The organism is Stenotrophomonas sp. Marseille-Q4652, from assembly GCF_916618915.1.
In the GTDB taxonomy this organism is placed as follows: Bacteria; Pseudomonadota; Gammaproteobacteria; order Xanthomonadales; family Xanthomonadaceae; genus Stenotrophomonas.
In genome coordinates, this window is the sequence record NZ_CAKAKE010000001.1 from 1724324 (window position 1) to 1744371 (window position 20048).

Here is a 20048-nt window from a genome sequence, read left to right on the forward strand (position 1 = left end):
CCGGTACAGGCATGAAAGCACGGCTGCAGACATCGTTGGGACAGCAACTGGTGATGACGCCGCAGCTGCGTCAGGCCATCAAGTTGCTGCAGATGTCCAGCGCCGAGCTGGAAGTGGAAATTGCCGAAGCGGTGGAAACCAATCCGCTGCTGGAATGGGCCGAGAACGACGCCTCGCTGCCGGCCTCCGGACAGGAAGACAAGGCCGACGGCAACAGCGGGGACCACGACGACTCCGCGCCCACCGATGACTGGATGCCCGACACCGACTGGACCTCGGGCAACGGTGGCGGCGGCTCCTTCGATGACGAGGAACCGGGCAGCGCCACCGACCGCATGGTCGAGCCGGAGACCCTGGCCGACCACCTGCTGTGGCAATTGCACCTGTCGCACCTGTCGCTGCGCGACCGCCGTATCGGTGCCGCGCTCATCAACGCGATGGACGAGGACGGCTACCTGCGCGAACCCCTGCCCGCCATCGCAGAGGCGCTGCGCCCGGACGTGGTCGCCAGCGAAGAGGAAATCCTCACCGTGCTGCACCAGATCCAGCGTTTCGACCCGGTCGGGGTCGGTGCACGGACCCTGGGCGAATGCCTGGCGCTGCAACTGGACGTACTGCCGCCGCAGACCCCGGGACTGGAGCTGGCCCGCCTGATCGCGGCCGGCCCGCTGGAAAAGCTGCCGCGCAGCGGCGTGGCCGGCGTGGCGCAGGAACTGCGCCAGCCGGTCGACCAGGTCGAGGAAGCCGTGCAGCTGCTGCGCACCCTTGATCCGCGGCCCGGCAAGCAGCTGGGCGAGCCGGCCTCGGACACCTACGTCGTCCCCGACTGCGTGGTCTGGCGCCACCGCGGCGTATGGCGCGCGGCCCTGGCTGGCCATGCCGCACCCAAGGTGGTGATCCACCGCGGCTATGAGCAGATGATCCGCAACTGCGGCGAGGCCGACGCCAGTTACCTGCGCACCCAGCTGCAGGAAGCCCGCTGGTTGCTCAGGGGCCTGGAGGCACGCGGCGAAACCCTGCTGAAGGTGGTCCGCTGCCTGCTGCTGCAGCAGTCCGGATTCCTCGAATTCGGTGAACAGGCGCTGCGCCCGCTGACCCTGCGCGAGGTTGCCAGCGAACTGGGCCTGCACGAATCCACCATTTCCCGTGCCATCGCCCGCAAGTACGTGCGCACCCCGCGCGGCACCCTGCCGTTGCGCGCGTTCTTCGCCTCGGGCATCGATACCGACGGCGGTGGCGAGGCTTCCAGCACCGCGATCCAGGCCATGATCCGCCGCCTGATCGAGGCCGAAAACCCACGCAAGCCGCTTTCTGACGCCAAGCTGGCTGACCTGCTCAAGGCCTCCGGCATACCGGTGGCGCGGCGCACCGTGGCGAAGTATCGTGAAGCCATGAACATTTCCGCCTCCCACGAGAGAGTACGCATAGCCTGACCAGCTCCAGGCGGCGGATGGTTCATGCAACCCCGACCAAAGGAGGTACCCGATGCGCATCGAAACGTACGGCCAGCAGATCGAAGTCACGCCCGCCCTCAAGGAATACGTCGAGAGCAAGCTGCAGCGACTGGAACGGCACTTCGACCAGCACTGCGAAGTGCGCACCCAGCTGTCAGTGCGCAAGCCGGACCACCACGTCGTTGCCACGGTCAACCTTCCCGGCCGAACCCTGCACGCCGACGCCAGCGGGCAGACGATGTACGCGGCGATCGACCTGCTCGCCGACAAGCTCGACCGCCTTGTCATCAAGCACAAGGAAAAGAGCCTGCCCCACGCGCCGCACGCATTGCGCGACAATGGGGAATGACCCCCAGTCCCATCACCAATGCCCTTGACTGACCTTCTGGTGGCCGTGCGCACGCAGGTGCTCACGGCCACCAATCGTGACGACACCCTGCAGGCCGCGTCCCGTTTGCTGGCCTGCGACCAGGCCGGTGCCGAGGAAATCCATCGCAGCCTCTGCCAGCGCGAGGACCTGGGCAGCACCGCCATCGGCCACGGCGTGGCCATCCCGCACGGCCGTGCCCCCGCCCTGGACAAGCCCCGTGGCGCGCTGCTGCGACTGGAGCAGCCGGTGGATTTCGGCGGCAGCGAACCGGTGGACCTGGTGTTCGCCATCGCCGTACCGGCGCACTACACCCACCAGCACCTGATGCTGCTGTCCGAACTGGCCGAACTGTTTTCCGATCCGCAGACACGCGACGCACTGCGTCACGCGCCCGATGGCCCTGCCCTGACCCGCCTTCTCGACCTTTCCTCCCGGACCAGCGCTGCATGAATACCAGCATCACCGCCCGCGAACTGTTCGACCAGCAGAAGGACAAGCTCGCCCTGCGCTGGGTCGCCGGCCAGGGCGGTGCGCAGCGCGAGCTGGAGGCCGGCAATACCGTGTCGCGGCGCCCGTCGCTTGCCGGGTACCTCAATGCGATCTACCCCAACAAGGTGCAGATCCTCGGTTCAGAGGAGCTGAGCTGGCTGGACTCGCTGGACTCGCGCCAGCGCTGGGAGACGATCGAGAAGATCATGCAGTCCCATCCGCTGGCGCTGGTCATCACCAAGAACCAGCCCTGCCCGGAAGACCTGCGCGCGGCTGCCGATGAGTCGGCCACGCCGCTGTGGATCTCGCCCAAGCGCGGCCACGAACTGCTCAACCACATCTCCTACCACCTGGCGCGCACGCTGGCGCCGCGGGTCACCCTGCATGGGGTGTTCATGGAGATCTATTCGATCGGCGTACTGATCACCGGCGAGGCGGGCTCGGGCAAGAGCGAGCTGGCGCTGGAGCTGCTCAGCCGCGGCCACCGCCTGGTGGCTGATGACGCCCCGGAGTTCACCCAGGTCGCCCCGGACGTGCTCGACGGCACCTGTCCCGAGCTGCTGCAGGACCTGCTGGAAGTGCGCGGGCTGGGCGTGCTCAACGTCCGCCAGATGTTCGGCGACACCGCAGTCAAGAAGAACAAGTACCTGCGCCTGATCGTGCACCTGACCAAGCCGATGACCGAGCCGACCCCGCATGGCTATGAACGGCTGACCGGTGACTCGGGCAAGCGCCACGTGCTCGACCTGGACGTGCCGCTGATCACCCTGCCGGTGATGCCCGGGCGCAACCTCGCCGTGCTGACCGAGGCGGCCACCCGTTTGCATATCCTGCGTACCAAAGGCATCGACCCGGCCGCGATGTTCATCGCGCGGCACAGCAACCTGCTCGAACAGCGCTCGCCATGAACCACGCCACCTCCCCTGTCCTGGTCATCATCAGCGGCCTGTCCGGCTCGGGAAAGTCGGTGGCGCTCAAGACGTTCGAGGACCTGGACTACTACTGCTCGGACAACCTGCCGGTGGATCTGCTGCCGGACTTCGTGCGCAGCGTGATGACCCGCGCCGACACCGATCCGCCACGCCAGCTCGCGGTGGGTGTGGACGTGCGTGGCCGCAGCGACCTGGGCCAGCTTTCGCGCTGGCGCGAGACCGCCCACAAGCATGGCATCGAGGTCCAGGTCCTGTTCTTCGAGGCGGAGGAGGAGGCGCTGCTCAAACGCTACGCCGACACCCGCAGGCGGCATCCGCTCAGCCACCTGGGGCTGTCGCTGCCCGAGGCGATCGAACGCGAACGCGAACTCACCGCGCCACTGCGCAGCCAGGCCGACCACGTCATCGACACCACCGGCCTGAACGTGCACCAGTTGCGCCGTCGGATCGTCACCGAGTTCGCGCTCAGCCACGGCAATACCCTGTCGCTGCTGTTCGAATCGTTCGCTTACAAGCATGGCGTGCCGGCCGAGGCCGACTTCGTGTTCGATGCACGGGTGCTGCCCAATCCGCACTGGGATCCGGCGCTGCGCCCTCTGTCCGGTCGCGACATACCGGTGCGCGACTACCTCGATGCGCAGACCGAAGTGGTGCTGTACGTGCGCCAGCTCACCGACTTCCTCGATACCTGGCTGCCGCGCCTGCGCAATGACACCCGTGCGTACGTGACGGTGGCCTTCGGCTGTACCGGTGGCAAGCACCGCTCGGTGTACCTGGCCGAGCGCATGGCAAGGCACGCCCGCGAACAGGGCTGGCCGGAAGTGGCCACGTTCCATCGCCAGCTCGACTGAGCACTGCGCGACGCGTATTCATCGACACTGTTCGCAGGCCCGCCGCGACCTGTTAACGTTCGTTGATGACCTGTGGCATTCTCCTCGTTACCCATCCCGGAATCGGGTCCTCGCTGCTGGCAGTGGCGACCCGGCTCCTGCGGCAATTGCCGCTGAAGACAGAAGCTTTCGAAGTACCGTTCGATGCGGACCTGGACGTCCTGCTACCCCAGGCCTCGGCGGCGTTGCGCCGGGTCGATGGCGGCAATGGCGTGCTGGTGCTGACCGACCTGTACGGCGCCAGCCCCAGCAACCTGGCCAGTGCCCTGGCCCGCCTGGGCACGCCGGTGCGGCGGGTTTCCGCCTTGAGCCTGCCGATGCTGCTGCGAGTGATGAACTATCCGGAACAGGGACTGGACCAACTGCCGGCGACCGCGGCCGCCGGCACCCGCAATGGAGCGATCATCGACGATGCTTGAACGTGAACTCACTGTTTCCAACCGCCTCGGGCTGCATGCCCGGGCCACCGCGAAGCTGGTGCAGCTGCTGTCCGGTTTCCGCTGCAACGCCACGCTGGTAGCCAAGGGCCGTGAGGTCAATGCCAAGAGCATCATGGGCGTGATGCTGCTGGCTGCCGCCCAGGGCACCCCCGTCACCGTCCGCCTGGATGGCGAGGACGAAGCTGCCGCCATGGAAGCAGTGGCCGACCTGTTCGAGCGACGCTTCGACGAGGACAGCTGATGCGGCGCGTGCGGCCATCGCGGCTCCATCCCGGCGCCCTGCCGGCAGGGGAACACTGATGTCCGCGCGCCTGTCAGGCCACGGCGCTGCCCGGGGCACCGCGATGGGGCGGGCGCGGGTCCGCGTCACCCATGCGCTGGAAGTCGCCGAACAGCGCATCCCGGCTTCCCGGGTCAACGAAGAACTGGACCGCCTGCACAAGGCCGTCGATGCCGCCCGGGCGGAGATGCGTGACCTGCGGCACCGCCTGCGCGGAGCGCTTCCGGCCGAGGTCGGCGAATTCCTCGACCTGCATGCGCTGCTGCTGGACGACCCGGAACTGCTGCTCGCGCTGGACGAGCTGGTCCGCAGCGGTCGCTACAGCGCCAGCTATGCCCTTCGCCTGCAGCGCGACCGGCTGGCCGCGGTGTTCCAGGGCATGGAAGACCCCTACCTGAAGGCGCGCCTGGATGACCTGGACCATGTCATCAGCCGGCTCCACGCTTTCCTGCAGCAGCGCCCGCCCGAGGTGAAGGGCCTGGCCGGCGAGATCCTGGTCTGCGAAAACATCGCCCCGTCCGAGCTGGCGCAACTGCAGGCCCACGGCGTGGTCGGCATCGTCACCACCGCCGGCAGCACGCTTTCGCACAGCGCCATCCTGGCGCGCAGCCTCCACCTGCCGCTGGTCGTCGGCGTGACCAACGCGCTGCAGAGGATCAACAACGGCGACGTGCTGATCGTCGATGGCGGCAGCGGCCAGGTCATCGTGGATCCCGCAGCCGAGGACCTGCGCAACTACCGCCAGCGGCTGCGCGAACTGGCCCGCGAGCAGCGCGACCTGGGCCGGCTGCGCAGCAAGCCGACCCGCACCCGCGACGGCGTGGACATCACCCTGCTGGCCAATGCCGAATCGCACGAGGATGTGTCCCAGGCCCACGCGATGGGCGCCCACGGGCTGGGCCTGTACCGCACCGAGTTCCTGTTCCTGCAGCGCAACGAGCTGCCCAGCGAGGAGGAACAGTTCCAGATCTACCGCGACACCGCGCTGGGCATGAGTGGACGCCCGGTCACCATCCGCACCCTGGACCTGGGCGCGGACAAGGCCGACCACACCGGCCTGACCCTGGGCAGCGAGGAAAACCCCGCGCTCGGCCTGCGCGGCGTGCGCCTGTCGCTGGCCCACCCCAGGGTCGCCGATGCGCAGCTGCGCGCGATCCTGCGCGCGTCGGGCTATGGTCCGGTGCGGGTACTGGTGCCGATGGTCACCATGCGCGAGGAACTGGTGGCGGTGCGCCGGCGCATGGCCAGACTGGCGGCAGCGCTGCGCGCCGAGGGCCACGAGATTGCCGAGCGCGTACCGCTGGGCGCGATGATCGAGGTGCCTGCCGCGGCGATCGCGCTGGAGGACTTCATCGACGTGGTGGACTTCCTGTCCATCGGCACCAACGACCTGGTCCAGTATCTGCTGGCTGCCGACCGCAACAACGACGCGGTGGCCGAACTGTATTCGCCGCTGCATCCGGCGGTGCTGCGCTTGCTGTCGCAGGTCATCGCCACCGCGCAGGCGCACGACAAGCCGGTGGCGGTATGCGGCGAGATCGCCGGCGACCCGCAGCTCACGCGGTTGCTGCTGGCACTGGGCCTCACCGAGTTCAGCCTGCATCCGGCCACCCTGCTCGAGGTCCGACGCACCATCCGCGATTCCGACCTGGGGCAACTGGCCAGTCGCCGCCGCAAGCTGTTGCAGGCCCGCGACCGCCGCGGCATTGAACGCTGGATCGCGGGACTGCAGGCCCCCTGACCGCGCTGCCTGCTGCAACCGGTGCATCGGACCGGCATGCGCGCAATAATGACGCGCTGAGCACCACCAGTGCCGCATCCTTGCCGGATAGCGGCCTTTTATTTTCTCCGGGGAGCTGTGCATGGCAGAGGCCATCCGCCACGACAAGACCGCACGCCAGCTACGCCTGCTGTCCGATGCGCTCGACAGTGGTCGGCTCGGTCCTGTCCGTCGCCTGGTCAACACCCTGGCTCCGGCGGAAATCGGCAACCTGCTCGAATCGCTGCCGCCGGGCAAGCGCGAGGTGGTGTGGGGACTGGTCGATCCGGAGGACGATGGCGAGGTGCTGGTCCACGTCGGCGACGAGGTCCGTGAAAGCCTGCTGGCCGACATGGATCCGGACGAGATCATCGCCGCGGTCGAGGACCTGGACATCGACGACCTCGCCGACCTGGTCGAGGACCTGCCGGACACCGTCATCGACGAAGTCCTCAAGTCGATGGACCGCGAAAACCGCGAGCGCCTGGAGCAGGTGCTGTCCTATCCGGAGGACACCGCCGGCCGCCTGATGAACCCGGACGTGGTCACCGTGCGTGCCGACGTCAACGTCGACGTGGTGCTGCGCTACCTGCGCCTGCGCGGCGAGCTGCCCGACCACACCGACCACCTGTTCGTGGTCAGCCGTCGCCACCAGTACCTGGGCCGGGTCTCGCTGGCCGCGCTGGTCACCCACGAGGACTACACCCCGATCAACCGCTTGATCGATGACGAGCAGCCGGCCATCGACGTGGGCGAGAGCGCCGAGGAAGTGGCGCGCCGCTTCTCCGACCATGACTGGGTGTCGGCGCCGGTGGTGGATGACAACAACATCCTGCTCGGCCGCATCACCATCGATGACGTGGTGGACATCATCCGGGCACAGGCCGAACACCAGGCCCTGGGCGCGGCCGGCCTGGACGAAGAGGAAGACCTGTTCTCGCCAATCAAGCGCGCCGTGCGCGGCCGCGTGGTGTGGCTGGGCATCAACCTGGCCACCGCCTTCCTGGCCGCCAGCGTGATCAGCCAGTTCGATGCCACGCTGGAGAAGATCGTGGCGCTGGCCGTGCTGATGCCCATCGTCGCCGGCATCGGCGGCAACGCCGCGGTGCAGGTGCTGACGCTGATGGTGCGCGGCCTTGCGCTGGGCCAGGTGGGCGCCAGCAACTCGCGCATCCTGCTGTGGAAGGAAATCCGGGTTGCGTTGATCAACGGCGTGCTGATCGGCGGCATCGTCGGCCTGATCGCCCTGGTCTGGTTCCGAAGTCCGCTGCTGTCGCTGGTGATCGCGCTGGCACTGGTGATCAACTTCTGCTCGGCCGCGCTGGCCGGCGTGCTCCTGCCATTGTTCCTGAAGCGGATGAATGTCGACCCGGCAGTGGCCGGCACCGTGGTGGTCACCGCGGTGACCGACGTGATGGGCTTCTTCAGCTTCCTCGGCCTGGCCACGGTCATCCTGCTGCACTGAGCCGGCCTGCCCTCCCTTCCCGGAAACTAGGATGACCACCACGATCAACGACTACTACCAGCCCGGCTGGCGCGAGCAGCTCCACACCTGCCCGGCCTGCGACTGGCAGGGCAACTCGCGTGCGATGGAAATGGAACTGCACGACGAGCAGACCGAATACGCCTGCCCGGGATGCGAGATGCCACTGCTGATCGTGCTGCACCCCGGGATCGAACAGATCCGCGCCGCGGCCGAAGCTGGGAACGCCGAAGCGCGGGAGCAGCTGGACCTGATCGCCGCCTACCACCAGCGCGACTGACGCCGCGATCCAGGAGTCCGCGCAGAAGGCCTATCGGCCGCGGCGATGAAGCAAAAGCCGCCGCCTGCGCGACGGCGACCCACGTCAGGCCAGCAGCGTCTCCAGCACCGCCATGCGCACGGCCACGCCATTGGCGACCTGGCGCAGGATCCACGACTGGCTGCAGTCAGCCACCTCATCGGTGATCTCCACGCCGCGGTTGATCGGGCCGGGGTGCATCACTGCGGCGTCGGCCGCGGCACGCGACAGGCGCTCGCGGGTCAGGCCGAACTGGGCGTGGTACTGCTCCAGCGACGGCACCAGACCCTCCTCCATGCGCTCACGCTGCAGGCGCAGCATCATCAGCGCGTCCGCGCCCTCGAGCATGGCATCGAAATCCTGGCCGACCACGCAGCCCTTGAGCGTCTCGTCATCGGGCAGCAGCGACTGCGGACCGCAGACGCGGATCTCGCCCACGCCCAGGGTACGCAGGGCGTGCAGGTCGGTACGCGCCACGCGCGAGTGCTTGACGTCGCCGACGATCAGCACCTTGAGCCTGGAGAAATCATTGCCCTTGGCCTGGCGCAGGGTGAGCATGTCCAGCAGGCCCTGGGTGGGATGGGCGCTGCGGCCATCACCAGCGTTGACCAGCGCAGTGCCCTCGCCCGCGGCGGCGGCCAGCTCGGCCACCGCGCCATCATCGGGATGGCGCACGACGAAGCCACGCACGCCCATCGCTTCCAGGTTGCGCATGGTGTCGGTGGCGGTCTCGCCCTTGCGGGTGGAGGACGTGGACGCATCGAAACTCAGCACGTCCGCGCCCAGGCGCTGCGCGGCCAGCTGGAACGAGCTGCGGGTGCGGGTGGACGGCTCGAAGAACAGCGTGCACACGGCGGTACCCGCCAGCACGTTGCGCTTGCCGACGCGGCCCACCGCGGCGTCGCGGATCTGGCCGGCACGATCGAGCAGTTGCAGCAGGGTCTGGCGCGGCAGCCCTTCCAGGGTCAGCAGGTGGCGAAGGCGGCCGTCGGAATCGGTTTGCGAAACGGTCATGGCGGGTCCGGCAAGGGTCAGGAAACGGGGGTGGCGTCGTCCGGTGCCGACAGCCAGCGCTCGATGATCACCGCGGCGGCCACGGCATCGAGGTTGGCGGCGTCGCGGCGGCGCTTGCGGCCTTCGGCGCGCTCGGTGGCGAAGATGCGGGCGGCCTCGACGGAGCTGGAGCGCTCGTCCACCAGCACCACCGGCAGCTGGTAGCGCTGCCTGAGCTGGCGGGCAAAGGCGTGCGCGCGCTTGCGGTTGGGCTGGTCGTCGCCTTCAAGGGTGAGCGGATCGCCCACCACCATACCGCCCGGACGCCATTCGCGGTGCAGCTTGTCCAGCGCGTTCCAGTCCGGGCCGGTGGCAGTGACATCGACCACGGCCACGGCGCGGGCGTTCATGCCGAACGCGCTGCCGATGGCTACGCCGATGCGCCGGGAGCCCACGTCGAAACCGAGCACCGTCGCATCACGGCGCAGCGTTGCATCAGGCATGGCCGCTGTAGTCCGTCAGCCGGAACAGGTCCACGCCGATGCGTGCGGCAGCACTCTGCCAGCGTTCTTCCAGCGGGGTCTGGAACAGCAGCGCCGGGTCGGACGGCACCGTCAGCCAGCTGTTGTCGGCCAGCTCCTGTTCCAGCTGGCCGGCGGTCCAGCCGGCGCAGCCCAGTGCGACCATCGAATTGCGTGGGCCGTTGCCATGCGCCATCGCCTCGAGGATGTCGCGCGAGGTCGTCAGGTACAGGCCCTCGCCCACCACCAGGCTCGAATCCCAGGGCCGCGGGTCGTCATGGATCACGAACCCACGCTCAGGATGCACCGGGCCGCCATTGAGCACGGGGCGGCCACGCAGCACGGCATCGTCGGTATGGATGTCCATCTGCGACAGCACTTCGCCCAGGGTGTAATCAGAGGGCTGGTTGACCAGCACGCCCATGGCACCGCTTTCATCGTGCTGGCAGATCAGCGCCACGCTGCGCGCGAAATTCGGATCGGCCAGCGATGGCAGGGCGACCAGAAGCTGGTTGGCAAGTGGTGTGCTGAGCGCGGACATGTGGGCATTCTATCGTCTGTACGGTGAGGAACGTGCCATATGCGCAGCGGATGCCGTACCCATCCTCCTTCCGCAGGTCTCCCACCATGAGCAGCTACTGCGACATCGCCCCGGGTCATCCCTTGCATGGCCCCTACCACGACCACGAATACGGCGTGCCGCAGCGTGACGAGGCCGGGCTGTTCGAGCGCCTGGTGCTGGAGATCAACCAGGCCGGGCTGAGCTGGAAGACCATCCTGCGCAAGCGTGCCGGTTTCCAGCGCGCCTATCACGGCTTCGACGTGGACCGCGTGGCGGCGTATGGCGACGATGACGTGGCGCGGCTGCTGGCCGATGCCGGGATCATCCGCAACCGGCTCAAGGTGCTGGCGGCCATCCAGAATGCGCGGGTCATCCAGCAGTTGCGCGACACCCACGGCGGCTTCGCGCAATGGCTCGATGCCCACCACCCTCGCAACCGGGCCGCCTGGGTGAAGCTGTTCAAGCAGACCTTCCGCTTCACCGGCGGCGAGATCACCGGTGAGTTCCTGATGAGCCTGGGCTACCTGCCGGGCGCGCATCGTTCCGACTGCCCAGCCTACCGACGCATCGCCACGATGGCGCCGCCGTGGATGCAGGCTGGCTGAGCGGCAGGATTCACCCCGTCGTGTCGGCCCCCGGCGCGATCATGCCGGCATGGCCATCCACATCGGCATTTCCGGCTGGCGCTATGCGCCATGGCGCGGCGTGTTCTATCCCTCCGGACTGCCGCAGCGGCGGGAGCTGGAGTACGCCGCGCACAGCTTTGCCAGCATCGAGATCAACGGCTCGTTCTACTCGCTGCAGTCCCCGCGCAGCTGGTCGACGTGGGCCGCGCAGGTACCGCCACGCTTCGTGTTCGCAGTAAAGGGGCCACGCTACGTCACCCACATCCTGCGCCTGCGCGCGGTGGAGACCGCGCTGGCCAACTTCTTCGCCCCGGGCGTGCTGCTGCTCGGCCAGCACCTGGGCCCGTTCCTGTGGCAACTGCCGCCCAACCTGCGTTATTCCGCAGAGGAACTCGAGGCCTTCCTCACCCTGCTGCCACGCGATACCGATGCCGCCCTGGCCCTCGCACGCCGCCACGAGCCCGGGCGCATGGCCGGACGCTGCGCCCTGCCATCCCAGCCCAACCGGCCATTGCGGCATGCCCTGGAGGCGCCCTTCGACGCATTGCGTCTTTACGGGTTGCTCGCCGACCGCCGGGCCGGGGCCTGAGCCCGCACCGGCTTAGACACCCATGTAGCGGCCGGGACGGTGGTTGAACATCAGCACCAGGCTCAGCACCATCGCCCCCAGTGCCGAATACAGCACCTGCATCGGCGACATCACCGACAGCGCCACCAGCATCAGCGCCGTGTCGAACGCCATCTGCACCTTGCCCGCACTCCAGCCGCGACTGCGCTGCAGGTGCACGGCCAGGATGCCGATGCCGCCCAGGCTGGCTCGGTGGCGGATGAAGAACAGGATGCCCAGCCCCGACAGCGCGCCGCCGACCAGGGCGGCGAACAACTGGCTCATGCGCGCAAACTCCATCCAGCGCGGCAGCAGGTCAGTCAGCAGGCCACAGGCCGTGACCGCGGCGAAGGTCTTGAGGGTGAACTCCCAGCCCATCCGCCGCACCGCCAGCCAGTAGAACGGCAGGTTCACCAGCACGAACACCAGACCGAAATTCCAGCCCAGCGCGTAGTGCGTGAGGAAGGCGACGCCGGCCATGCCGCCGATCATCAGCCCGCCCTGGGCGAAGACTGCCAAGCCAAGCGAGGCGACCAGCGTAGCCAGCACCATGCCCTGCACGTCGTCAGCGACGCTGTGGCGCAGGGCCTTGGCGTCGGCCGGGGTACCGGCGCTGTCCGGCGGCGGGGTCAGCGGGCCGGCCGTGACCAGATGGCCGTCATCCTCGCGCTGCCCGTCCACCGGGTCATTGGCGGCCGCCAGGGCGGCAGGATCGGCGGGAGAGGAAGAAGCGATATCGATTGCCGGGGAAGCGGGCTGCGGCATGTCGGTCCGTGCACGGCGGGGGGGCGCCGTATTAGACACAAATGCGCGTGATTATGCTGCAACCGCACAAAGCAATGCCCGGCACTGGGCCGGGCATCGGAGAGGAGCAAGGCCAGCGGCTCGCCGGGGCACCCGGCCCGCCGGAATCGGCCGGAACTCAGCGGACTTCGGCGATCTCCACGCCATCCAGGCCCTGGGCCAGGGTCTTGGCATCGCCGCCCTGGGAGAGCTTGATACGCAGGCGCACCTCGTTCTGGGAGTCGGCGTAACGCAGCGCGTCCTCGTAACTGATCTCGCCGGCCTGGTACAACTCGAACAGGCTCTGGTCGAAGGTCTTCATGCCCAGCTGGACCGATTCCTTCATCACTTCCTTGAGCTTGTGGATCTCGCCGTCGCGGATGTAGTCCTGCACCAGCGGCGTGCCCAGCAGGATCTCCATCGCCACCTTGCGACCCTTGCCGTCCGGGGTCGGCACCAGCTGCTGGGCGACCACGCCCTTGAGGTTCAGCGACAGGTCCATCAGCAGCTGGCTGCGGCGGTCTTCCGGGAAGAAGTTGATGATGCGGTCCATCGCCTGGTTGGCGTTGTTGGCGTGCAGCGTGCACAGCACCAGGTGGCCGGTTTCGGCAAAGGCGATCGCGTGGTCCATGCCTTCGCGGGTACGCACCTCGCCGATCATGATCACGTCCGGCGCCTGGCGCAGGGTGTTCTTCAGGGCCGCATCCCAGCTGTCGGTGTCGATGCCGACCTCGCGCTGGGTGATGATGCAGCCCTCGTGCTTGTGCACGAATTCAATCGGGTCCTCGATGGTGATGATGTGCCCGGTCGAGTTCTGGTTGCGGTAGCCGATCATCGCCGCCAGCGAGGTCGACTTACCGGTACCGGTGGCACCGACGAAGATGATGATGCCGCGCTTGGTCATCGCCAGCGTCTTGATGATCGGCGGCAGGTTCAGCTCTTCCACCGTCGGGATCTTGGTCTCGATCCGGCGCAGCACCATGCCCACCTGGTTGCGCTGGTAGAAGCAGGAGACACGGAAACGGCCCACGCCGGCCACGCCAATGGCAAAGTTGCACTCGTGGGTCTTCTCGAACTCCTCGCGCTGCGAGGGGGTCATCACGTTGAGCACCATGTCGCGGCTCTGCTGCGGCGTCAGCGGCGTCTGCGTGATCGGGGTGATCTTGCCGTGCACCTTCATTGAAGGCGGCATGCCGGAGGTGATGAAAAGGTCCGACGCCTTCTGGTGCGCCATCAGCTTGAGGAACGAGGTGAAGTCGATGGTGCTCATCGCTTTGCTCCGGAGAGGGTGCTATGCCGTGAAGCCGATGCCGGCAGCCCTGCGTGCCGGCAACCCGTCTGCGCGCGACGCCGCGGGCGGCGCCGCCCCGCGTCATTCGAACAGGCGCTTGTCCTTGGCGTATTCCTTGGCCTGGTTGCGGGTGATCAGGCTGCGCTTGACCAGGTCCTGCAGGTTCTGGTCGAGGGTCTGCATACCCACCGACTGGCCGGTCTGGATGGCCGAATACATCTGCGCGACCTTGTCCTCGCGGATCAGGTTACGGATGGCCGGCGTGGCCACCATGATCTCGTGCGAGGCGATGCGGCCGCCGCCGACGCGCTTGAGCAGCGCCTGCGAAATCACCGCCCGCAGCGACTCGGACAGCATCGAGCGCACCATCGGCTTCTCGCCGGCCGGGAACACGTCGATGATGCGGTCGATGGTCTTGGCCGCCGAGCTGGTGTGCAGGGTGCCGAACACCAGATGGCCGGTTTCCGCGGCCGTCAGCGCCAGGCGGATGGTTTCCAGGTCGCGCAACTCGCCGACCAGGATGATGTCCGGGTCCTCGCGCAGCGCCGAGCGCAGCGCTTCGTTGAAGCCGTGGGTATCACGGTGCACTTCGCGCTGGTTGATCAGGCACTTCTGCGAGGTGTGCACGAACTCGATCGGATCCTCGACGGTGAGGATGTGGCCGTATTCGTTCTTATTGATGTGGTCGATCATCGCCGCCAGCGTGGTCGACTTGCCCGAACCGGTCGGCCCGGTCACCAGGATCAGGCCCTGTGGCTGTTCGATCAGCTGGCGGAACACCGGCGGGCAGCCCAGGTCTTCCAGGGTCAGCACTTCGGAGGGAATGGTACGAAACACCGCACCGGCGCCACGGTTCTGGTTGAACGCGTTGACGCGGAAGCGGGCCAGCGACGGGATCTCGAACGAGAAGTCGACCTCGAGGAATTCCTCATAGTCGCGGCGCTGCTTGTCCGACATGATGTCGTACACCAGCGCATGGACCTGCTTGTGGTCCAGGGCCGGAATGTTGATGCGGCGGACGTCGCCATCCACGCGGATCATCGGCGGCAGCCCTGCGGACAGGTGCAGGTCCGACGCCTTGTTCTTCACTGAAAACGCCAACAGTTCGGCGATATCCATACGCTGCTCTGCTCCCCGGTGCTGCGACTGGAAGGATCTTTCCCCAGGCCGCAGTATAGCGTTCTTGCCTCCACTGGAACGCACCCTTGCCGGCCGTCCCGCTGTCTACCATCGTCGAAGAAATACACAACGCGAGCCAGGCCGCACAGCGGCCAGACGCCCGCCTGCTGGCGGTGTCCAAGGCCCAGCCGGCCGAGGCGGTGGCGGCGCTCGCGGCGCAGGGACAGCGTGCCTTCGGCGAGAACTACGTGCAGGAAGCGGCGGTCAAGATTGCCGCGCTGGCCGGCCTGCAGCTGGAGTGGCACCTGATCGGCCACCTGCAGTCCAACAAGGCCGAGCAGGCCGCGGCACTGTTCGACTGGGTGCAGAGCGTGGACCGGCCCAAGCTGGTCGGTGCACTGGCCCGCCATCGCCCGGCCGACCGGGATCCGCTGAACGTGCTGATCCAGGTCAACGTCGATGACGAGGACAGCAAGCATGGTTGCGCTCCCGGCGATATCGATGCACTGGCCGATGCGATCGCCGCCGAGCCGCGGCTGCGGCTGCGCGGGCTGATGGCGATCCCGGCGCCGTTCCCTGACCAGACGCGCAGGCGCGCCGCCTTCGTGCGCATGCGTGGCCTGTTCGAGGCACTGCGGGCCCGGTATCCGGGCGTCGACACCCTGTCGATGGGCATGAGCGGCGACTTCGCCCTGGCCATCGCCGAAGGCGCGACGATGGTCCGGGTCGGCACGGCCCTGTTCGGCGAACGCCAGGCCTCCTGACACTCCCTTCCGCAATCACAGGTCACCGCATGAACGCGACGGCATCGGCATCCACTCCACCGCAAGTGGCCTTCATCGGCGGCGGCAACATGGCCCGCAGCCTGATCGCCGGGCTGGTCCGCCAGGGCGTGCACGGCAGCGCCATCCACGTGGCCGAGCCGGTCGAGGCGCTGCGCCAGGCATTGGAGCAGGACTTCGGCGTGGCCACCTTCGCCGGGGCCAGCGACGCCGTTGCCCATGCGCCGCTGTGGGTGCTGGCGGTCAAGCCGCAGGTCATGCGCGAGGTCTGTGCCGGGCTGGCCGATGCAGCGCGCGCACAATCGCCGCTGGTCGTGTCCATTGCCGCCGGCATCACCGCCGGGCAGCTGGACCGCTGGCTGGGCGGCGGCAACGTGGTGGTCCGCGCCATGCCCAACACCCCTGCCCTGCTGGGCGCCGGCGTGACCGGCCTGTTCGCCAACGAACGGGTCAGCGCCACGCAGCGTGCGCGCGCCGAACAGGTACTGGCCAGCGCTGGCAGGACCGTGTGGATCGAGGACGAGGCACTGATCGATGCGGTGACCGCCGTGTCCGGCAGCGGCCCGGCCTATGTATTCCTGCTGGCCGAGGCGATGGAGGCGGCAGCCCTGCAACAGGGTCTTCCTGCCGACGCCGCGCGCATCCTGGTGCAGGACACCCTGCTCGGTGCCGCACGGATGCTGGTCGAGGCCGGCGAGGCACCGGCGGAGCTGCGCCGACGGGTCACTTCGCCGGGCGGCACCACGCAGGCGGCGATCGAGACCTTCCAGGCCGGCGGTTTCGAGGCGCTGGCCGCACGCGCCATCGAGGCGGCCACCGTGCGGGGCCGCGAACTGTCAGCGGCAAACGACTGAGCCGGCGATGCGACGCCTGCTGCCGCGCCTGGCACTCCTCACGCTGGCCAGCGCCCTGGCTGCCTGTACCAGCAGCGAGGCGCCGCGGCCGGCCACGGTGATCGAGGCCGCGCCCAGTTACAGCGACCTCGGTGCATTGCGTGTCCACTACAACGTGTTGCCGACCCTGGCGATGAACCGCGCCATGGCCGCCAGCTACGGTGTGCCACAGGCAGCCGACCAGGCGCTGCTGGTGGTGGCCCTGCGGCACCGCGTGGATGGCGATGAACTGCCTGCCGATGGGACGGTCAGGGCCAGCGCGGTGGACCTGTCAGGTCGCCGCCAGCAGATCGCCCTGCGCCCGGTGCGCACCGGCGAGTACACCGACCACGTGGGCCTGGTCACGGTGAGCCGCCACGACACCCTGCGCTTTGAACTGCAGGTGCAGTCGGCCCACGGCGGCGGCATGGCCAGGTTCCAGCGCAGCTACTGAGCCCGCTGTCACCTGCCGGCGTGGGGCGCGCTGCCGTGTTCGTCCAGGTCCTCATGCAGGATGCGGCGGATCTCGAGGATCGCCTGCGGCGTCTCCTGCACGCTGTGCCCGGAGATGATCACCTTCTCCGACAGGGCTCCGTCCAGGTGCGAGCTCCAGTACGGCACCAGCCCGTCCTGCGACTCGGCCAGCGGGACTTCCGCCTTGTTCTGGGCCACGATCGAATGGAACTTCAGGCCCGGGCGCAGCGGCAGGTTCGCCGCCGAGCGGATGAACGGGTCATCGGACTTGAGGTTGTCGATGCTGTTGGGAATGCGCGGCTTGGCCGGCTTGCCATCGTCACCGTTCGGATCGACCAGCATCTCGAACACATCACCGAACTTGCCGAGGATGGTGACCGGCAGGCGCACCAGCTTGCCGACCAGGCGACCGAAGCCCTTGCTGGCGGCATCGGTGCCGCGGTGCGGCGCGGCAATGAAGATCGCCCGGCCCACGTCCTTGCGCGCATCGAAATGCAGCAGCGGCCCGAGCTTGGACTTCACCTTCTTCAGCCGCTCGCCGCGCAGTTCATAACGCTGCAGCAGATCGTCCCAGAGCGTCTCTCCGGAGGAGGACACCAGCAGCCGCGACAGCACGCCGCCCATGCTGTGGCCGATGATCACGATGTCGCGCGAGGCCGGTGCCTTGCCGCCGGGATCGAAGTGGCGCAGGGTCTCGTCCAGCGCGCGGTTGATCTCGTGGCGGTTCAACGCGATCGGCGCATTGGTCGGGTAATAGACCATCCACACCTGGAACTTCTCGCGCAGCACCGGGTCGCCCATGATCTCGTTGGCCACGTTGACCCAGGCCTCTGGACTGCTGCCCAGGCCATGCAGCATGAAGATGATCCGGCGGTTCGGATCGTAGGGCTGCATCAGGTAGATGTGCGGGGCGCGGATGCCCTCGCCGCGGCCGAACAGGGTGCGCAGCGACTGCGTGGCGAAACCCGACTGCGCCTGCCACAGGCCATAGGCCGCGGTGAAGTTGGCGGCCAGCGGCACCTGCTCGCCGTGCAGTTCGGTGTGGGTGCTTCTTTCCAGCTCGTAGGCCTCGACCATCACCTCGCGCGTGGCCAGCACTTCCTCCATCGAGTCGCCGCGGAAACGCAGCAGCGCCGTCGCCGCCACCGAGGGCATCTCGCTGAACACCGGGCCGCGCAGGCGCTCCTCCTCCTGCTCGTCCTCGAGGCCAGCCGGCACTGCGAGCTGAGGGCCCTCGAGCTCGACCACCAGCTCGGCGCCGAAGCCATCGCGGCGGTAGGTGCTGCGCATGCCGGCAAAGCTGATCGTCGAGGCCGACAGCACACGCTTGGGAACCTGGTCAATGCGCAACTGGCTGAAGTCCACCGCCAGCGTCCAGTCACCGGCCTGCACCGGGCGGTCCAGCGCCTCTCCCTCCTGTGCGCGCTTGCGCACGTACTGGAACACCGTGGCCGCGGTCTGGTCGGCAGCGTAGTTGTAGTAGTCGCGCACCTGGGTCTGGCGTTCCTCGAAGGCGCGCTCTGTGGGCGAGCGCCCGCTGAAGAACAGATAGGCATACGCGTGACGGGCGGCCTGCAGCCACGCGTCCAGCGCCTCGGGCGACAGCGGTGGCCGCTCCTGAAGTTTGACCTCCGGCGTCATCTGCAGCGCGGCCCAGGTCCACAGCTCAGCCTGGGTGGCGAGGCGCTGCTCGCTCGGCATGCCCTCGGTTTCGGCCAGCGAGCGCTGGCAGGCCGGGACGTCCTTCTGGCACTGGTCCAGGTCCAGCCCGATCATGCTCAGCGCTTCCTGGCTGGCACTGCTGAGCCGGCCATCGGTGAGCACGTCGCCGCGCTTGAGTGCCATGTATTTGGTCGAGGCCACCGGCTTGACGGTGACCTTCGCGCAGCCGCTGCCCAGCAGCAGGGTGACGCACAGCAGGGCGAAGGCGGCCAGCTGTCGGGGACGGAAGGTGGTAGAGCTCATCGGCTTGCCTGCTCGGTTCCTGGAATACCGCGCCGGATCACGCGGCTGAAGTCATCGTTGTCGCCACTGGCACGGGCACGCGCGGTGATGCGGCCGCGTTCACGCAGGGTCTGCAGATCGTAGCCGGGCTGCAGGCCACCGACATCGTGGGCATAGCCGGCCAGGTAACCCGATGCCAGCAGGCGCCAGTCCAGCGGCAGGCCTGGGGCGATACCGCGGACCAGATCGAACACCACGGTGGTGCAGTTGCTGGTCAGCGTGTTGTAGAAGGCCGGCCGTGCCCGCAATGCGTCGCCCTGGGCTACATAGGAACGCAGCAGATCGCGCAGCTCCCCGCGCGAAAGCCCATGCAACCGGTAGAGATAGACGTCCTCCTCGCGCACATTGCTGCGCACGCGCACGATGTCACGCTCGTCCGACGCCACCAGCACCGCTTCGAACTTGCGGAAGAACCCGCCCAGCGCGGAGAACGATTCATCGCGCTCCTTGCGGATCTCCAGCGAGAACACCAGGTGGCGACCATCCTCGAAGCCGAACGACACCAGGGTGTGGGCGATGGCGGGCACCGTCCAGTAGGAAAGGATCATGTCGGCCGAGACCACCTGGCCGAGGTCGTACTCGCGATGCTCCCAGGCGATGTCGTAATCGTCCTGGCTGCGCCAGTGGAAGTTGCGCACGTTCTCGATCACCAGCCGCTCGCCTTCCAGCCGTGCCTGCAACGGCCGGGCGACGTCATCGGCCCAGTCGCGGTCCTGCCGCGGCTCGATGCCGCTCCACCACACCAGCAGCAAGGCCAGGGTAGCGCCGAAAGGCAACAATCCACGCCAGCGCCGGCACGGGGCCAGGCTGCTGCGCAGGGCGATGACCGCAAGGCCGGTCCAGACCAGTAACGCCAGGACCTTCAGGACCAAGCCGCCGGGAAGCTGGAACCACAACGCGCCCAGTCCCCAGACCAGGGCGACTGTGCAGGCCAGCACCAGCAGCCCACTCCCGCCCCGGACCAAGGCCATGCGCAGTGCGCGCTGCAACGCACCCGGCGTGCTCATCGCCGCCCCACG

At 67.9% G+C, this 20048-nt stretch carries 22 protein-coding genes and 1 pseudogene; 15 read left to right on the forward strand and 8 right to left on the reverse strand.

Annotated elements, in window-relative coordinates; genetic code table 11:
* The first annotated feature begins 11 nt into the window (after nucleotides 1–11).
* From LG380_RS08070 to LG380_RS08115, 10 genes are all read left to right on the forward strand, one after another.
* Nucleotides 12–1433 carry an RNA polymerase factor sigma-54 gene (locus LG380_RS08070; protein WP_225764464.1) on the forward strand — a complete coding sequence of 474 codons (1422 nt, stop codon included), beginning with the start codon at nucleotides 12–14 and terminating at the stop codon, nucleotides 1431–1433.
* Between the two features lie 52 nt (nucleotides 1434–1485).
* Nucleotides 1486–1803: a ribosome-associated translation inhibitor RaiA gene (gene raiA / locus LG380_RS08075; RefSeq protein WP_225764467.1), complete on the forward strand. Its 318-nt coding sequence runs from the start codon at nucleotides 1486–1488 to the stop codon at nucleotides 1801–1803.
* 18 nt (nucleotides 1804–1821) lie between these two features.
* The gene (locus LG380_RS08080; RefSeq protein ID WP_225764469.1) at nucleotides 1822–2274 is read left to right on the forward strand and encodes a PTS sugar transporter subunit IIA; all 453 of its coding nucleotides are present in this window, start codon (nucleotides 1822–1824) and stop codon (nucleotides 2272–2274) included.
* Entirely contained in the window at nucleotides 2271–3221 is a 951-nt protein-coding gene (hprK, locus tag LG380_RS08085; RefSeq protein WP_225764471.1) for an HPr(Ser) kinase/phosphatase, read from the forward strand. The genes LG380_RS08080 and hprK overlap by 4 nt, the downstream gene beginning before the upstream one ends.
* Nucleotides 3218–4096 carry an RNase adapter RapZ gene (gene rapZ, locus LG380_RS08090; RefSeq protein ID WP_225764473.1) on the forward strand — a complete coding sequence of 293 codons (879 nt, stop codon included), beginning with the start codon at nucleotides 3218–3220 and terminating at the stop codon, nucleotides 4094–4096. Before hprK ends, rapZ begins: the two co-directional genes overlap by 4 nt.
* Before the next feature lie 65 nt (nucleotides 4097–4161).
* The gene (locus LG380_RS08095; protein ID WP_225764475.1) at nucleotides 4162–4554 is read left to right on the forward strand and encodes a PTS fructose IIA subunit family protein; all 393 of its coding nucleotides are present in this window, start codon (nucleotides 4162–4164) and stop codon (nucleotides 4552–4554) included.
* The gene (locus tag LG380_RS08100; protein WP_225764476.1) at nucleotides 4547–4816 is read left to right on the forward strand and encodes an HPr family phosphocarrier protein; all 270 of its coding nucleotides are present in this window, start codon (nucleotides 4547–4549) and stop codon (nucleotides 4814–4816) included. Before LG380_RS08095 ends, LG380_RS08100 begins: the two co-directional genes overlap by 8 nt.
* A 58-nt stretch (nucleotides 4817–4874) precedes the next feature.
* Nucleotides 4875–6596, forward strand: a complete 1722-nt coding sequence (gene ptsP, locus LG380_RS08105) for a phosphoenolpyruvate--protein phosphotransferase (RefSeq protein ID WP_225764478.1) — start codon at nucleotides 4875–4877, stop codon at nucleotides 6594–6596.
* A 121-nt stretch (nucleotides 6597–6717) separates the two neighbouring features.
* The gene (gene mgtE / locus LG380_RS08110) at nucleotides 6718–8079 is read left to right on the forward strand and encodes a magnesium transporter (protein WP_225764479.1); all 1362 of its coding nucleotides are present in this window, start codon (nucleotides 6718–6720) and stop codon (nucleotides 8077–8079) included.
* Between the two features lie 31 nt (nucleotides 8080–8110).
* Complete coding sequence (locus LG380_RS08115) at nucleotides 8111–8377, forward strand: hypothetical protein (RefSeq protein ID WP_225764481.1); 267 nt, start codon at nucleotides 8111–8113, stop codon at nucleotides 8375–8377.
* An 84-nt stretch (nucleotides 8378–8461) separates the two neighbouring features.
* Here LG380_RS08115 and LG380_RS08120 read toward each other — a convergent pair whose 3' ends face one another.
* From LG380_RS08120 to LG380_RS08130, 3 genes are read right to left on the reverse strand one after another with little or no spacing between them, the layout of a single operon-like run.
* A complete protein-coding gene (locus LG380_RS08120) occupies nucleotides 8462–9409 on the reverse strand; it encodes an aspartate carbamoyltransferase catalytic subunit (protein ID WP_225764483.1) in 948 nt (315 codons plus the stop codon).
* A 17-nt stretch (nucleotides 9410–9426) separates the two neighbouring features.
* Nucleotides 9427–9891, reverse strand: coding sequence for a Holliday junction resolvase RuvX (ruvX, locus tag LG380_RS08125; RefSeq protein WP_225764486.1), 465 nt, complete (start codon nucleotides 9889–9891; stop codon nucleotides 9427–9429).
* A complete protein-coding gene (locus tag LG380_RS08130; RefSeq protein ID WP_225764488.1) occupies nucleotides 9884–10450 on the reverse strand; it encodes a YqgE/AlgH family protein in 567 nt (188 codons plus the stop codon). The genes ruvX and LG380_RS08130 overlap by 8 nt, the downstream gene beginning before the upstream one ends.
* A gap of 86 nt (nucleotides 10451–10536) precedes the next feature.
* On the opposite strand from LG380_RS08130, the gene LG380_RS08135 reads away from it, so the two are divergent.
* Nucleotides 10537–11076 carry a DNA-3-methyladenine glycosylase I gene (locus LG380_RS08135; protein WP_225764490.1) on the forward strand — a complete coding sequence of 180 codons (540 nt, stop codon included), beginning with the start codon at nucleotides 10537–10539 and terminating at the stop codon, nucleotides 11074–11076.
* Between the two features lie 49 nt (nucleotides 11077–11125).
* Nucleotides 11126–11626, forward strand: a pseudogene (locus LG380_RS08140) (DUF72 domain-containing protein); the annotation flags it as partial.
* 72 nt (nucleotides 11627–11698) lie between these two features.
* On the opposite strand, the gene LG380_RS08145 reads toward LG380_RS08140, so the two are convergent.
* From LG380_RS08145 to LG380_RS08155, 3 genes are all read right to left on the reverse strand, one after another.
* Nucleotides 11699–12469: a YitT family protein gene (locus LG380_RS08145; RefSeq protein WP_225764492.1), complete on the reverse strand. Its 771-nt coding sequence runs from the start codon at nucleotides 12467–12469 to the stop codon at nucleotides 11699–11701.
* 157 nt (nucleotides 12470–12626) lie between these two features.
* The gene (locus LG380_RS08150; RefSeq protein ID WP_225764494.1) at nucleotides 12627–13757 is read right to left on the reverse strand and encodes a PilT/PilU family type 4a pilus ATPase; all 1131 of its coding nucleotides are present in this window, start codon (nucleotides 13755–13757) and stop codon (nucleotides 12627–12629) included.
* A 102-nt stretch (nucleotides 13758–13859) separates the two neighbouring features.
* Entirely contained in the window at nucleotides 13860–14897 is a 1038-nt protein-coding gene (locus LG380_RS08155; RefSeq protein WP_225764495.1) for a type IV pilus twitching motility protein PilT, read from the reverse strand.
* Between the two features lie 86 nt (nucleotides 14898–14983).
* On the opposite strand from LG380_RS08155, the gene LG380_RS08160 reads away from it, so the two are divergent.
* Genes LG380_RS08160 through LG380_RS08170 form a run of 3 tightly spaced genes read left to right on the forward strand, consistent with a single transcriptional unit; the run spans nucleotide 14984 to nucleotide 17005 of the window.
* On the forward strand, nucleotides 14984–15661 hold the full coding sequence (locus tag LG380_RS08160) for a YggS family pyridoxal phosphate-dependent enzyme (RefSeq protein WP_225764497.1): 678 nt from the start codon (nucleotides 14984–14986) through the stop codon (nucleotides 15659–15661).
* Nucleotides 15662–15690: 29 nt separating this feature from the next.
* Nucleotides 15691–16533 (forward strand): pyrroline-5-carboxylate reductase, encoded by an 843-nt coding sequence (proC, locus tag LG380_RS08165; protein WP_225764499.1) that lies wholly within the window; start codon nucleotides 15691–15693, stop codon nucleotides 16531–16533.
* Nucleotides 16534–16540: 7 nt separating this feature from the next.
* Nucleotides 16541–17005 (forward strand): DUF4426 domain-containing protein, encoded by a 465-nt coding sequence (locus tag LG380_RS08170; protein ID WP_225764501.1) that lies wholly within the window; start codon nucleotides 16541–16543, stop codon nucleotides 17003–17005.
* Nucleotides 17006–17013: 8 nt separating this feature from the next.
* Here the strand turns inward: LG380_RS08170 and LG380_RS08175 are convergent, their stop codons facing one another.
* Both LG380_RS08175 and LG380_RS08180 read right to left on the reverse strand, forming a co-directional pair.
* Entirely contained in the window at nucleotides 17014–18990 is a 1977-nt protein-coding gene (locus LG380_RS08175; RefSeq protein WP_225764503.1) for an alpha/beta fold hydrolase, read from the reverse strand.
* Nucleotides 18987–20000 (reverse strand): DUF4105 domain-containing protein, encoded by a 1014-nt coding sequence (locus LG380_RS08180; RefSeq protein WP_225766529.1) that lies wholly within the window; start codon nucleotides 19998–20000, stop codon nucleotides 18987–18989. The genes LG380_RS08175 and LG380_RS08180 overlap by 4 nt, the downstream gene beginning before the upstream one ends.
* Nucleotides 20001–20048: the final 48 nt, after the last annotated feature.

Excerpts from the sequence above, each read along its gene's own strand:
- LG380_RS08070 (WP_225764464.1), top strand. The coding sequence starts at position 12 with ATGAAAGCACGGCTGCAGACATCGTTGGGACAGCAACTGGTGATGACG.
- raiA (WP_225764467.1), top strand. The coding sequence starts at position 1,486 with ATGCGCATCGAAACGTACGGCCAGCAGATCGAAGTCACGCCCGCCCTC.
- LG380_RS08080 (WP_225764469.1), top strand. The coding sequence starts at position 1,822 with ATGCCCTTGACTGACCTTCTGGTGGCCGTGCGCACGCAGGTGCTCACG.
- hprK (WP_225764471.1), top strand. The coding sequence starts at position 2,271 with ATGAATACCAGCATCACCGCCCGCGAACTGTTCGACCAGCAGAAGGAC.
- rapZ (WP_225764473.1), top strand. The coding sequence starts at position 3,218 with ATGAACCACGCCACCTCCCCTGTCCTGGTCATCATCAGCGGCCTGTCC.
- LG380_RS08095 (WP_225764475.1), top strand. The coding sequence starts at position 4,162 with ATGACCTGTGGCATTCTCCTCGTTACCCATCCCGGAATCGGGTCCTCG.
- LG380_RS08100 (WP_225764476.1), top strand. The coding sequence starts at position 4,547 with ATGCTTGAACGTGAACTCACTGTTTCCAACCGCCTCGGGCTGCATGCC.
- ptsP (WP_225764478.1), top strand. The coding sequence starts at position 4,875 with ATGTCCGCGCGCCTGTCAGGCCACGGCGCTGCCCGGGGCACCGCGATG.
- mgtE (WP_225764479.1), top strand. The coding sequence starts at position 6,718 with ATGGCAGAGGCCATCCGCCACGACAAGACCGCACGCCAGCTACGCCTG.
- LG380_RS08115 (WP_225764481.1), top strand. The coding sequence starts at position 8,111 with ATGACCACCACGATCAACGACTACTACCAGCCCGGCTGGCGCGAGCAG.
- LG380_RS08120 (WP_225764483.1), bottom strand. The coding sequence starts at position 9,409 with ATGACCGTTTCGCAAACCGATTCCGACGGCCGCCTTCGCCACCTGCTG.
- ruvX (WP_225764486.1), bottom strand. The coding sequence starts at position 9,891 with ATGCCTGATGCAACGCTGCGCCGTGATGCGACGGTGCTCGGTTTCGAC.
- LG380_RS08130 (WP_225764488.1), bottom strand. The coding sequence starts at position 10,450 with ATGTCCGCGCTCAGCACACCACTTGCCAACCAGCTTCTGGTCGCCCTG.
- LG380_RS08135 (WP_225764490.1), top strand. The coding sequence starts at position 10,537 with ATGAGCAGCTACTGCGACATCGCCCCGGGTCATCCCTTGCATGGCCCC.
- LG380_RS08145 (WP_225764492.1), bottom strand. The coding sequence starts at position 12,469 with ATGCCGCAGCCCGCTTCCCCGGCAATCGATATCGCTTCTTCCTCTCCC.
- LG380_RS08150 (WP_225764494.1), bottom strand. The coding sequence starts at position 13,757 with ATGAGCACCATCGACTTCACCTCGTTCCTCAAGCTGATGGCGCACCAG.
- LG380_RS08155 (WP_225764495.1), bottom strand. The coding sequence starts at position 14,897 with ATGGATATCGCCGAACTGTTGGCGTTTTCAGTGAAGAACAAGGCGTCG.
- proC (WP_225764499.1), top strand. The coding sequence starts at position 15,691 with ATGAACGCGACGGCATCGGCATCCACTCCACCGCAAGTGGCCTTCATC.
- LG380_RS08170 (WP_225764501.1), top strand. The coding sequence starts at position 16,541 with ATGCGACGCCTGCTGCCGCGCCTGGCACTCCTCACGCTGGCCAGCGCC.
- LG380_RS08175 (WP_225764503.1), bottom strand. The coding sequence starts at position 18,990 with ATGAGCTCTACCACCTTCCGTCCCCGACAGCTGGCCGCCTTCGCCCTG.
- LG380_RS08180 (WP_225766529.1), bottom strand. The coding sequence starts at position 20,000 with ATGGCCTTGGTCCGGGGCGGGAGTGGGCTGCTGGTGCTGGCCTGCACA.